This is a genomic window from Pseudomonas sp. W15Feb9B, assembly GCF_000828175.1.
Taxonomy (GTDB): domain Bacteria; phylum Pseudomonadota; class Gammaproteobacteria; order Pseudomonadales; family Pseudomonadaceae; genus Aquipseudomonas; species Aquipseudomonas parakoreensis.
In genome coordinates this window covers 420,223-432,996 of record NZ_JTKF01000005.1, presented here as the reverse complement: position 1 = coordinate 432,996, position 12,774 = coordinate 420,223, and the positions used below count along the sequence as shown (strand labels likewise).

The 12,774-nt window shown below is 61.5% G+C and carries 9 protein-coding genes and 1 riboswitch; of the genes, 8 read left to right on the top strand and 1 reads right to left on the bottom strand.

Translation table 11 applies throughout. The annotated features are described in order from the left end of the window. The 7 genes from OC71_RS28415 to OC71_RS04190 all read left to right on the top strand — a co-directional run. Positions 1–187, top strand: a 187-nt coding sequence (locus OC71_RS28415) for a hypothetical protein (protein ID WP_218186288.1), incomplete at its 5' end; no start/stop codon positions are given. Continuing rightward, a riboswitch (cobalamin riboswitch) is annotated at positions 184–397 on the top strand. It overlaps the preceding gene by 4 nt. A 97-nt stretch (positions 398–494) precedes the next feature. Then, a complete protein-coding gene (gene cobW, locus OC71_RS04215; RefSeq protein WP_041064617.1) occupies positions 495–1,565 on the top strand; it encodes a cobalamin biosynthesis protein CobW in 1,071 nt (356 codons plus the stop codon). Positions 1,566–1,568: 3 nt separating this feature from the next. Next, positions 1,569–5,417, top strand: a complete 3,849-nt coding sequence (gene cobN / locus OC71_RS04210) for a cobaltochelatase subunit CobN (protein ID WP_041064614.1) — start codon at positions 1,569–1,571, stop codon at positions 5,415–5,417. A gap of 163 nt (positions 5,418–5,580) precedes the next feature. Then, a complete protein-coding gene (locus OC71_RS04205) occupies positions 5,581–6,579 on the top strand; it encodes an ATP-binding protein (RefSeq protein ID WP_041064611.1) in 999 nt (332 codons plus the stop codon). Next, on the top strand, positions 6,507–7,238 hold the full coding sequence (locus tag OC71_RS04200; protein ID WP_256198913.1) for a VWA domain-containing protein: 732 nt from the start codon (positions 6,507–6,509) through the stop codon (positions 7,236–7,238). Before OC71_RS04205 ends, OC71_RS04200 begins: the two co-directional genes overlap by 73 nt. Positions 7,239–7,395: 157 nt before the next feature. Next, positions 7,396–9,042, top strand: coding sequence for a phospholipase D-like domain-containing protein (locus OC71_RS04195; RefSeq protein ID WP_041064608.1), 1,647 nt, complete (start codon positions 7,396–7,398; stop codon positions 9,040–9,042). Between the two features lie 373 nt (positions 9,043–9,415). Then, positions 9,416–10,975, top strand: coding sequence for a TerC family protein (locus OC71_RS04190; RefSeq protein ID WP_041064605.1), 1,560 nt, complete (start codon positions 9,416–9,418; stop codon positions 10,973–10,975). A 146-nt stretch (positions 10,976–11,121) separates the two neighbouring features. Here OC71_RS04190 and OC71_RS04185 read toward each other — a convergent pair whose 3' ends face one another. Beyond that, the gene (locus OC71_RS04185) at positions 11,122–11,550 is read right to left on the bottom strand and encodes a co-chaperone YbbN (protein WP_041064602.1); all 429 of its coding nucleotides are present in this window, start codon (positions 11,548–11,550) and stop codon (positions 11,122–11,124) included. 336 nt (positions 11,551–11,886) lie between these two features. On the opposite strand from OC71_RS04185, the gene OC71_RS04180 reads away from it, so the two are divergent. Next, positions 11,887–12,735: a transporter substrate-binding domain-containing protein gene (locus OC71_RS04180; RefSeq protein WP_041064599.1), complete on the top strand. Its 849-nt coding sequence runs from the start codon at positions 11,887–11,889 to the stop codon at positions 12,733–12,735. Positions 12,736–12,774 lie beyond the last annotated feature (39 nt).

The window sequence follows — 12,774 nt, the reverse complement described above, 5'->3', positions numbered from 1 at the left end:
AAGAGCGAAACCGCCAGCGGCGACACCCGCAGAAACGGATATGCCCCCAATCCAAAAAAAACCAGATCCCGTAACCCGAGGTCTGGCAAAAGTGACCCGCCGCAACGGCGAAACCGTAATCAGCAACCCCCGCAGCAACGGATATGCCCCCAATCCAAACATTGACCCATCCTCAACCCATGCGTAGCCTTGCACCTTCGAGGTTCTTCGGCCCACGCCGAAGCTAAGAAGGGAACGCGGTCAAAGCCGCGGCTGCCCCCGCAACTGTGAACGGTGAAGTTCGTTGCCACGCCACTGCCAGCTCAATCCACTGAGCCCGCGGGAAGGCGCAGCGAACGCCGGGCCCAAGGCCCGAACACCGTCAGCCAGGAGACCTGCCTCGTGACAGATTTCTCACTACAACCGGGCGGGGTGATCCGGTGGCGAATTCTTCCGCGCGCACGCTCGCAGCGGATCTCGTCCCGCATGCCCGCCACCTTGCCAAAGGGCATCCGATGAAAACACTGGCCAAACTCCCCGTCACCATCGTCACCGGTTTCCTCGGCTCGGGCAAAACCACCTTGCTGCGACACATGCTCGACAACGCTCAGGGCCGCCGCATCGCGGTGATCGTCAACGAGTTCGGCGAACTGGGCATCGACGGTGAGATCCTCAAGCAATGCACCATCGGCTGCACCGAAGAAGAAGCCACCGGCCGCGTCTACGAACTGGCCAACGGCTGCCTGTGCTGCACGGTGCAGGAAGAGTTCTTCCCGGTGATGCGCGAATTGGTCGCCCGTCGCGGCGATCTCGATCACATTCTGATCGAGACGTCCGGTCTGGCTCTGCCAAAACCATTGGTGCAAGCCTTCCAGTGGCCGGAAATCCGCAATGCCTGCACCGTGGACGCGGTGATCACCGTGGTCGACAGCCCGGCCGTGGCCGCTGGCACCTTCGCTGCGTTCCCGGATCAGGTCGATGCCCAGCGCAAACTCGATCCGAACCTGGATCACGAATCGCCGCTGCATGAACTGTTCGCCGACCAACTGGCCAGCGCCGACCTGGTGATCCTCAACAAGGCCGATCAGACCAGCGCCGAAGATCTGGCTCGCGTTCGTGCTGAAGTCGCCGAAGAACTGCCACCTGCAGTAAAAATCATCGAAGCCAGCAACGGTCGCCTGCCGCTGGATGTGCTGATTGGCCTCGGTGCCGGTTCCGAAGAACACATCGACAGTCGTCACAGTCATCACGATCACCACCACGACGGTGATGACGACCACGATGACCACGATCACGACGCCTTCGATTCGATCTCCATTGAACTGCCGCAAGCCGACGAAAGCCTGTTGCTCGACGCGCTGACGCAATTGGTGGTCAAGCACGGCATTCTGCGCGTGAAGGGCTTCGCGGCGATTCCGAACAAGCCGATGCGCCTGTTGATTCAAGGCGTGGGCACGCGTTTCGACAAACACTTCGACCGCCAGTGGGGCGCTGATGAGGCGCGTGTCACTCGTCTGGTGCTGATCGGCCAGAAGCTCGACGCCGCGCAACTCGAAGCGCAACTGCGCGCCGCGCTCAGCGTTTAAGCCATGCACCTGCTCAGGACCCAGCCCGGCGGTTTCGTGTCGGATGACAACATTGCCGACCTTGGACAAACCCCCGCCGAGCTGGTGATCCTGTGCAGCGGCGACTCCAGCCTGGCGCTGCTCGCCGAAGCGGCGCAGCAACTGCCCGAGGATTACCCGAGCCTGCGCCTGGCCAATCCGATGCAGGTGCAGAATCACGCCTCGGTCGATCTGTATGTTGATGAGGTGCTGCGGCACGCCAAGGTCATTCTGATTTCGTTGCACGGCGGCATCGCCTATTGGCGTTACGGTGTCGAGCGTCTGGTGGAATTGTCCGAGCGCGGCGTGCAGGTGATTCTGGTACCGGGGGATGACCGTCCCGACCCGGAACTCAGCGACCTGAGCACCGTGCCCGCCGAAGATCGCGACCGCCTTTGGCAGTTTTTGCGTCAGGGCGGCATGGGCAATGCGCAGGGCTTCTTCCATTGCCTGGCCAACCGCTGGCTGTCGCGCGACTACGCCTGGGGCGAGCCGCAGGCGCTACCGCGTACGGCGATTTACCACCCACAGAAAAACACCGCCGCGCTGAGCGACTGGCAAGCCGATTGGCTGCCCGGTCAACCAGTGGCGGCGGTGTTGTTTTATCGCTCGCATTTGCAAGCGGCGAACACCGCGTTCATCGATGTGTTCTGCCAACGCTTGCAGGCGGCGGGGCTCAATCCGTTGCCGATCGCCGTCGCCAGCCTGAAAGAACCCGGCTGCCTCAGTGTGGTCGAGGACTGGCTGGACGAGGTCGAAGCTGCGGTGATCCTCAACACCACCGGCTTCGCGCAATCCAGCCCGGAAGCGCCGCACCTGCGGCCGTTCCGGCGCAATATTCCGGTGATTCAGGCGATCTGCGCCCAAGACAACGAACCGGGCTGGCGTGACAGCGAACAGGGGCTGGGGCCACGGGATCTGGCGATGCACATTGCCTTGCCGGAACTCGACGGGCGCATCATCAGCCGGCCGATCAGCTTCAAGGATCTGGCCTGGCGCAGCGAGCGCAGTCAGTCCGACGTGGTCTGCTACCGGGCGCAACCCGAACGCATGGATTTTGTCGCTGAACTGGCCCGACGCTGGAGCGATCTGGCGCGGCGGCCGAACGCTGAAAAACGTATTGCGCTGATCCTCGCCAACTACCCGACCCGCGATGGTCGGATTGGCAATGGCGTCGGTCTCGACACGCCGGCGGCGGCATTGAATATCCTGCGCGCGTTGCAGACCGAAGGCTTTCCGTTGACGGCTGAGTTGCCGGACAGCGGCACCGCGTTGATCCAGCAATTACTCGGCGGAGTCAGCAACGACCTCGACAGCATCGACCTGCGTCCGTGTCAGCAAAGTCTGGCGATGGACGCCTACCTGGCGATGTTCAATGCGCTGCCCGAGGCCAATCGCGCGGCAGTGCTGGAACGCTGGGGCGCGCCGCAAAACGACCCGATGTGCCGCGACGGGCGAATGATGATCGCCGGGCTGCGTTTTGGCCTGACCTTCGTCGGCATTCAGCCGGCGCGCGGTTATCAGGTCGATCCGAGTGCGGTGTATCACGACCCGGATCTGGTGCCGCCGCACGGCTATCTGGCGTTCTATTTCTGGCTGCGCAACACCTACGGTGCGCACGCGGTGATTCACGTCGGCAAGCACGGCAACCTCGAATGGCTGCCGGGCAAGGGTGTCGGCCTTTCGGAAAGTTGCTGGCCGGACGCGCTGCTCGGGCCGCTGCCGAACATCTATCCGTTTATCGTCAACGACCCGGGCGAGGGCGCGCAAGCCAAACGGCGCACGCAAGCGGTGATCATCGACCACCTGATGCCGCCGCTGACCCGCGCCGAAACCTACGGCCCGTTGCGCAATCTGGAACTGTTGGCCGACGAATATTACGAGGCACAACTGCTCGATCCGCGTCGTGCGCGAGAGTTGCAACGCGATATTCTGCAACTGGTGCGCGAGACGCAGATCGATCGCGAACTGCAACTCGACGCCGGTCTGGACAGTGATGCCGACGCCGCGATCTGGCTGCCGCGGCTGGACACCTACCTGTGTGATCTGAAGGAATCGCAGATTCGCGATGGTCTGCACATCTTTGGCGAATCGCCGACCGGACGTTTGCGCATCGATACCTTGCTGGCTTTGCTGCGCATTCCGCGTGGTGACGGCAAAGGCGCGCAGTCGAGTCTGCTGCGGGCGTTGGCCAAGGCATTTGAATTGGGCTTTGATCCGCTGGATTGTGCCCTTGCCGATCCATGGAACGGCCCGCGCCCGGCGGAGCTGCAAAGCGTCAGCGACGAAGTCTGGCGCAGCGCTGGCGATACCCGCGAACGCCTGGAGCTATTCGCCACTCAACTGATCTCCCAGGCACTACAAATCCCCTGTGGGAGCGAGCTTGCTCGCGAAAGCGGTGGGTCAGGTACATCAATGTCGAGTGACACGACGCTTTCGCGAGCAGGCTCGCTCCCACAGGGGGCAGGATGGGCAGAAGTGAGGGCAATCATTGAAAATCTGCGCGAAGTCGTCGCCCCACGCCTCGACGCCTGCGGCCCCGCCGAAATGCGCGGTCTGCTCGACGCCCTCAACGGTCGCTTCGTCCCCGCCGGCCCAAGTGGCGCCCCCAGCCGTGGCCGTCTCGACGTGCTGCCCACCGGGCGCAACTTCTACTCGGTGGACGTGCGCAACCTGCCGACCACCACCGCGTGGCGCATCGGCTTCCAGTCCGCCACGTTGATTCTCGAGCGGCATTTGCAGGATCACGGCGATCACCTGCGTCAGCTCGGCCTGTCCGTGTGGGGCACCGCGACCATGCGCACTGGCGGCGACGACATCGCCCAGGCCATGGCGCTGATGGGCGTGCGCCCGGTGTGGGCCACCGGCAGTCAGCGCGTCGATGATTTCGAGATTCTGCCGCTCAGCCTGCTCGACCGGCCACGGGTCGACGTCACGCTGCGGGTCTCGGGTTTTTTCCGCGATGCTTTTGCCAACCTGATTCGTCTGTTCGACGCTGCCGTGCAAGCGGTGGCGGCGCTGGACGAACCGGATGACCTCAACCCGCTGGCGGCGAAGGTGCGTGCCGAGCGCGAGGCGCTGTTGCAATCGGGGCTGGATGCCGACGCGGCGCGGCGTCAGGCCGGCTGGCGGATCTTCGGCGCCAAACCCGGTGCCTATGGCGCAGGCGTGCAGGGAGCCATCGACGGTCGCCTGTGGCAGAGTCGTGAGGATCTGGCCGAGGTCTACCTGAACTGGGGCGCTTACGCTTATGGTGGGGCGGATGAGGGCACCGCTGCGCGCGAACAGTTCGTCCAGCGCCTGAGCCAGGTGCAGGCGGTGTTGCAGAACCAGGACAATCGCGAGCACGACTTGCTCGATTCCAACGACTATTACCAGTTTCAGGGCGGCATGCTCGCGGCGGTGGAAACCCTGCGCGGGGAAGCGGCGGCGAGTTATCACGGCGATCACAGCCAGCCGGATCTGCCGAAAGTCCGCACCCTGAAAGAAGAACTCAATCGGGTGATCCGCTCGCGGGCGGCCAATCCGAAGTGGATCGACGGGGTCAAACGTCACGGCTATAAAGGGGCGTTTGAACTGGCGGCGACGGTCGATAACCTGTTCGCCTTCGACGCCACCACGCAACTGATCGACGATCATCAGTATGCGTTGCTGGCCGACGCCTATTTGCTCGACCCGGCAACCCGCGATTTTGTTCGTGAACACAATCCGCATGCCCTGCGCGACATGACTGAACGCATGCTGGAAGCGCAACAACGTGGGATGTGGCAGGAACCCGGCGTGTATAAAGAAGCACTGGAAAACCTGCTGCTGGATATAGAAGAAGACACCTGACACACCGCAATCCCCTGTGGGAGCGAGCTTGCTCGCGAAGGGTTTGTCAGACAGCATTTCTGTAGCTGACACACCGCTTTCGCGAGCAAGCTCGCTCCCACAGGAAATAGGCTTGGCCTCAACGATCTTCCGACAGACTACCGACCATGACCGAGTATTGAAGATGACCGACATCCCGCATTTCCCGCTCTCCGCCGTGGTCGGCGCCGATGACTTGAAACTTGCGCTGTACCTCACTGCCATCGACCCGAAAATCGGTGGCGTGCTGATCGAAGGCCCACGCGGAATGGCTAAATCGACTCTGGCCCGTGGCCTCGCCGATCTGCTGGCCAGTGGTCAGTTTGTCACGTTGCCACTGGGCGCCACTGAAGAGCGTCTGGTTGGCACCCTTGATCTCGACGCGGCACTGAGTGAAGGGCGGGCGCAGTTTTCTCCCGGCGTGCTGGCCAAGGCCGACGGCGGTGTGCTGTACGTCGATGAAGTGAACCTGCTGCCCGATCATCTGGTGGATCTGCTGTTGGATGTGGCGGCCAGCGGCACCAACCTGGTCGAGCGTGATGGCATCTCGCATCGGCATTCGGCACGGTTTGTGTTGATCGGCACAATGAACCCGGAAGAGGGCGAATTGCGCCCGCAGCTGTTGGACCGTTTTGGCCTGAACGTCGCCCTCAGCGGTCACACCGCGCCGACTGAACGCGGGCAGATCATCCGCCGCCGACTGGATTTCGACAGCGACCCGCAGGCGTTCTGCGCGCAGTGGGAAGCCGAGCAGCAAGCGCTGCGCGAACGCTGCGAACAGGCGCGCTGCGCCTTGACGCGCATTTCGCTGGATGACGAGGCTTTGGCAAGCATCACCGAGCGCTGCTTTGCCGCCGGCGTCGATGGCTTGCGGGCCGATCTGGTCTGGCTGCGTGCGGCCCGAGCCCACGCGGCATGGCGCGGAGCCGAAGCCATTGCCGAGCAAGACATCGATGCGGTAGCGGAATTCGCCCTGCGTCATCGCCGTCGTGAGTCCACTTCGCCCAGCCTTCAACCACCTGCGCAGAACCAGACCAGCACCCAGGCTGAACCAAGCGAGGGGCAGGGGCAGTGGGGCGACATGCCTGCTCCGGCGCTGACGACTGGCGCACGCCGCGAAGTGCCGAGCTGGCCAAAAAAGTAACCGGCATTCGTCCCCGATCCGACGCGGGGGCGAATGCCAGACCCCGCGCCGGACGACTCGACCGCGGACGCCAGGGCAAGCGCCACGCTGCGCGCGGCGGTCTGGTGAACTGGCCGGGGACGCTGCTCAACGGCCGGCCGCAAACCCGTGAGGACTTGCAGTTCCAGCTGCGCACTCGTGCTCCCCATGAGTTATGGCTGGTGATCGTCGATGCGTCGGCTTCGACGCGTCGGCATCAGGCACTGAGCGATGCCAAGGGTTTGCTCGCGCAATTGTTTGATGACGCTTACAGACAACGGGCACGACTGGCACTGCTGACCGCCAGTGGCAGCGCGCCGCAATGGCAGGTGCAAGGATTGAAGGCCTCAAGTGGCTTGCGCACCTGGCTGGAGACACTGGGCGCGGGCGGCGGCACGCCATTGGTGGCGGCGTTGACGCAGGCGCAGCAATGGCTGATGCAGCGACAAAAGCGCTTCCCGGCCGAGCAGCAACGCTTGTTGCTGGTCACGGACGGACGTTTGAAAACCTTGCCACCGCTGTTGCCGCTGGAGTGTCCGGGGTTGCTGATCGACATCGAGCGGGGGCCGATCCGTCTGGCGCGGGCGCGGGAATTGGCGGCGGTGCTGAATGCGGAATATCGGCATATCGATGATGTGTGAAGTCTGAGCGGGCCTCTTCGCGAGCAAGGTTGGTGAACGCCGCTTGCTCTGTGGGAGCGAGCCTGCTCGCGAAGGCATCGCCTCGGATCGTGCGGGATCACCAAAAACCGCAGCGCTGCTCTATGCTCCACCCCAGCCCAATCACAAGGAGTGAATCATGCGGGTACTGGTCGCCAATCCTCAGGACGATTTTCGCGTCAAAGCCTACGCCGGCACCAACGGCGTGCTGCTCGCCATGGACCTGTCCGAACCCCGACGCAAAGGCTTGCTCGGGTTTGCCATCGAAAAGCAACAGGGCGACAAACCGTGGTTGTTCCTGTTCAACAGCCTGACGTTTCCCGCCAAGGCTCACACTTTTCCCCAATATCACGCCACGCCCAGCGATAAGGCACCGCTGCAAAAATTCCGCTGGGCCGATTACGCCGTCAACCCGGGCACGACCCTGCACTATCGCGTGCATCTGGCCTACGGCACGGCGGACGCGCCGCTACTGGGCGAATCGCTGGAGCTGAGCATCACCAGTGACGACGGCCACCCGGCCAATCAGAGCGTGATCTTCAATCGCGCCGTGGCTGCCAGTCAGGCGTTTCAGCGCAAATTTCCCGACCTCGACGCACAGATCAGCGCCAACAAGAACCTGCCCATCGAAGCCTGGCCCGGCGCGGCGCGGCTGTGGCTGGAGAACGGACTGCTGGAGCGATTGCTGGGCTTCATCGAGCGGGCTGTGGACACGCAGTGGGCGTTGGACATTGCGATCTACGAGTATCAGTTGCAGGCGATCATCGATGCCGTAAACGCGGCGTTCGCGCGAGGGGTGCAAGTGCGCGTGCTGTACCACGCCCAGCCTGATGATCCCGATACGACCCTGAACGAAGCGAACCTTACCCAATTACCAGCGGCGAACAAGCGGGGCCGGGTCACTCACAACATTTTCCACGACAAATTCATCGTCCTCAGCCGGGTCGATGGCGTCGGTCAGCGTCAACCGCAAGCGGTGCTGTGCGGCAGCACCAATTTCACCGCCAATGGCGTGTATCGCCAGGCCAATGTGGTGCATACGCTTGATGACGTGACCATTGCCACGCGCTATTTGCAAACGTTCGAAGAGGTCTGGGCCAACCCCGCCGATGTCGCTGCGACGCGCAACTGGATCACCGAGCACAACCCGATGGACCCGACGCAGCCGCTGTTCGCCGGGTTCTCGCCACGCAGCGGTGGGGGCGATTTGCGTGAGTTTGTCGAGATCATTGAGGCGGCCAGCAAGGACGTGCTGTTTGTCACGGCGTTCACCTTGCCGGACGCGATCCTCAATGCGTTGCTTGGCAAGCCCCATGACGACATCCTGCGTTACGGTCTGCAAAACACCGCTAGCCGCATCACCGGGTTTCATGCCGATCGCAGCGCCGAATTCGCCGCCACCGCCTTGCTCAACACCGGGCTGGAAGGCTGGCTGAAAGAAAACATGAAAGGTCAGAAGGGCAACCTGCTGGTGCACACCAAAGCGGTGGTCGTCGACTTCACCAGCGACAGGCCGACGATTATCAGCGGCAGCCACAACCTCAGCACTTCGGCCAGTAACGGCAATGATGAAAACTACCTGATCATTCGCGGCGACACCGATCTGGCTGATCGCTATGGTCTGGAATTGCTGCGGTTTTATGAGCATTACCGCTTCCGCTATTTCGCGAAAAAAATCGAGCTGAAGCAGGTGAGTCCGTTGGCGCTGGATGACAGCTGGACCAACGATTACTACGTGGAGGGGGATTTGCGGCAGTTGTCGCGGTTGCGCTTTGCCGGACGATGACAGCCAACTGTAGGAGCTGCCGAAGGCTGCGATCTTTTGACTTTGTTCTTCAAGATCAAAAGATCGCAGCCTTCGGCAGCTCCTACAGGGGGGCAGTGGTCGTTGATACAGATTTTGAAATGATTTCGCTCTGTAGGAATTGTCGTCAGAGCCTGTACGCTCCAAAGCCATTTTTCATTCAGGATTTGCATGAACACCCTCTTGGAGCCTCCCAGTCGTACCTTTTCCTCGCGCCATGGCGCGGTCTTGACGCACTCGCAGCATCCGGTTTTCCGCCTCCCGACTATCGTTGACAACGCGGCCTCAGAGCCTTCGCGTTGCACTTTGCCGTGCCCGGCAGCCTGAATTCACTGAAGAGAGATCGAGACATTTTATGGAATGGTTAGCGGATCCCACGGCCTGGTTAGGCTTGTTGACTCTGATCGTGCTGGAACTGGTGCTGGGTATCGACAACCTGGTGTTTATCGCGATCCTGGCGGACAAACTGCCGCCGCATCAGCGCGATCGTGCGCGGATCATCGGCCTGTCGTTGGCGCTGATCATGCGCCTGGGCCTGTTGGCGAGCATTTCCTGGCTGGTCACCCTCACGCAGCCGTTGTTCGAGGTGTTCGACAAGAGCTTCTCCGGCCGTGACCTGATCATGCTGTTCGGTGGTGTGTTCCTGCTGTTCAAGGCGACGATGGAGCTGCACGAACGGCTCGAAGGGCATGTCGGCCAGCGCTCGACCAACGCGGCTTACGCATTGTTCTGGCCGATCGTGGCGCAGATCGTGGTGCTCGATGCGGTGTTCTCGCTGGACGCGGTCATTACCGCCGTCGGCATGGTCGATGAACTGGCGGTGATGATGATCGCGGTGATCATTTCCATCGGTTTGATGATCGTTGCGAGCAAGCCGCTGACCCGCTTCGTCAATGCGCACCCGACGGTGATCATGCTGTGTCTGGGCTTTCTGATGATGATCGGTTTTGCCCTGACGGCCGAAGGCCTGGGCTTCCACATCCCGAAAGGCTATCTGTACGCGGCCATCGGCTTCTCGATCCTGATCGAGGTGTTCAACCAGATCGCCCGGGCCCGCCGCAAACGCTCGATGCAAGGCCTGCGCCCCCTACGTGAGCGCACGGCCCATGCGGTGATGCGCTTGCTGGGCGGGCGCAAGCTGGAAGTGGAGGAGGTCGGCGAGGAAATCTCCGACCTGCTGGATGACGGCGAAGCCCCGAGTGCAGAACTGTTCGATCGTCGCGAGCGGGTGATGATCAGTGGTGTGCTGCAACTGGCCGAACGCCCGATTCGCAACCTGATGACCGTGCGTGCCGACGTCGACACCATCGACCTGGCTGACGACGCCGAAACGATTCGCACAAAACTGATGCACTCGTCCTATTCGCGTCTGCCGCTGATTCGCCACGGTGCTGTGGATGAACCGTTGGGCTTCGTGCACAAGAAGGAATTGCTCAAGGAGTACCTGAGCGGCATTGAGCCGAACCTGGAACATCTGGCGCGCAAGACCATCAACTTGCTCGACAGCTATTCGATCCTCAATGCGCTGGAGCAGATGCGCGCAGCGTCGACCCACATTGCTTTTGTGGTCAACGAGTTTGGCGACTTCGTCGGCGTGTTGACCATGACCGACATCCTCGAATCGATTGCCGGCGAACTGCCCGATGCCAGCGAAATAGAAGGCCCGGACGTGATCGAGGAGCAGGGCGGTTTTGTCGTCAGCGGCGCATTGAATCTGACGCGTGTTCGCCAGCGCACCGGGTTTGGCGCCGAACCGACCGAGGACTATCAGACCCTGGCCGGACTGGTGATGAGCCTGCTGGATCGCTTGCCGATGATCGGCGATCGGCTGCAGTACGCAGGCTGGCAAATGACCGTCAAAGCCGTTGAGGAACGACGGGTGACGCAGGTGTTGCTGGTGCGCGATTCTGCGTAAGGCAGCAGCCTTGCGCTGACGGTGCCGGTCCCCACAGTGCACGCGTCGTACACGAAATGTGTGAACAACGTTGACCCCTGTGGGAGCGGGCTTGCCCGCGAAAGCGATGTGTCAGACGCCGTAACGATTAAGGGAAATGCACTGCCTCAAATCACCCGCCGATGCGCACGCGTGATTGTGCAGAGCCTGCTCAATGTGCGGCGCAACCACGGCAGGTCATGTCGTGGTTTCTGCTGCACCACCGGTGCCCTGGTCATGCCAATATGCCGGGCAAAGTCCGCCGCCAGTGTTTCCTCTGTGCCGATGCCCTTGAGCTTCTTCAGCAACTTGCCGTTCTTGTAGAACAGCACCGTCGGCGTGCCGGTGACCAACGGATGGCGCGGCGACTCACGGGTGTTAAGCATGTAGATATTGGCGCGATGCCGGTACGGCTCGGCAATCTGACGAAAAATCGGCCCGGCGAACTCGCAGGCAGGACAGTGTTCATTGGCGAAGTACAGGATCACCGGGCGCCAGGTTTTCAGGGCTTTGCGGTAGGTAGCAGGCAGGTCTGGAAAGCGAGTCGTCGAACTCATGGGAACCTCCTTGAAGACGCATTCTCAACGTTGCTGACGCTAATCCCATGGGCAGCTTTCCTCTACTGTCAGAGTTGACAGTAGACCGTGCGCGTTTTCGGTGAGTGCGCACTCAAATGTGGCCCGAGTACCCGAGCGATGTGGCCCACGGTAGCGCCTGAGAAATCCACAGCGAGTAACACCTTCCTGATGCTATTCGCATCCCTTTGATTCCAAAAACATTTCAATCCACTACAGATTCCCCGCCATTCCTATGGCACACTTTCTGCTGTCTATTCCGTAGTAACAAACCGTGTTCCGGTATAGCGGAATAAACATCATCCTGGAGTGCTTGCCATGCATCGCCGTCCTTCGTTGTTTAAAGCGTGTGTTTTTGTTCTTGCGGCTTCGTCCGCTGCTATGGGCATGGCCCAGGCAGCCGACAGCAAACTCGACAGTGTTCTGGCCCGGGGCAAGCTGATTGTCGGCACCGGCAGCACCAATGCGCCGTGGCACTTTCAGGGTGCGGACGGCAAGTTGCAGGGCTTTGATATCGACATCGCCAGGATGGTGGCCAAGGGTTTGTTCAATGACCCGAACAAGGTTGAATTCGTCGTGCAGTCGTCCGATGCGCGGATTCCCAACCTGCTGACCGACAAGGTCGACATGAGCTGCCAGTTCATCACCGTCACCGCCAGCCGTGCGCAACAAGTGGCGTTCACCCTGCCGTACTACCGCGAAGGTGTCGGCCTGCTGCTGCCGGCCAACAGCAAGTACAAGGAAATCGAGGACCTGCAGGCGGCCGGTGACAGCGTTACTGTGGCCGTGCTGCAAAACGTCTATGCCGAAGAATTGGTGCATCAGGCGCTGCCCAAGGCCAAGGTCGATCAGTACGACAGTGTCGATCTGATGTATCAGGCGGTGAATTCCGGTCGCGCCGATGCCGCTGCTACCGATCAGTCGTCGGTCAAGTACCTGATGGTGCAGAACCCTGGCCGCTACCGCAGCCCGACCTACGCGTGGAGCCCGCAGACCTACGCCTGCGCGGTCAAGCGCGGCGATCAGGACTGGCTGAACTTCGTCAACACCACCCTGCATGAAGCCATGACCGGCGTTGAGTTCCCGACTTACGCCGCTTCGTTCAAGCAATGGTTCGGTGTCGACCTGCCGTCGCCGGCGATCGGTTTCCCTGTCGAATTCAAATGATCCCGTGAGAGTGGGGCGATACAAATCGCCCCGCTCAAG